Genomic DNA, 327 nt, shown 5'->3' on the forward strand with positions numbered 1-327 from the left:
GCACTCGTCGGTTGCCTTGCTTGCTGATGCCTTGGTCGATTCGCGTTGTACCACTGTCGTACGGTTGCGGTACCAATCCAACACAGGAGCCAACTTGTTTTTGATTGTCAAACCGTCGCCAAAATAATTCCGTCGTAATCCGTATCGCACCAGTTTCACCTATCGCTTTGAGCTTGGTGAAGCTGGCGACCTTCTCTTGCACCGCTTTAGACAGTTGCGAGACCTGCGTTTTGGTGAGTGCCTTAAATTGTTCTTCAACTAGCGCTAGTCTCTCGCATTCTCGCAGAAGTCGCGCTAGCAATTCGGCCGGCAACATACTGCCGTCGT

General features: G+C 51.4%; 1 protein-coding gene. It reads right to left on the reverse strand.

The annotated features are described in order from the left end of the window. On the reverse strand, positions 1-316 hold a 316-nt coding region (locus H8K55_RS21365; protein WP_186944264.1), incomplete at its 3' end, for a transposase. Positions 317-327 lie beyond the last annotated feature (11 nt).

Origin of the sequence: Affinundibacterium flavidum (assembly GCF_014284175.1) — a bacterium.
Lineage (GTDB): Bacteria > Pseudomonadota > Gammaproteobacteria > Burkholderiales > Burkholderiaceae_D > Undibacterium > Undibacterium flavidum.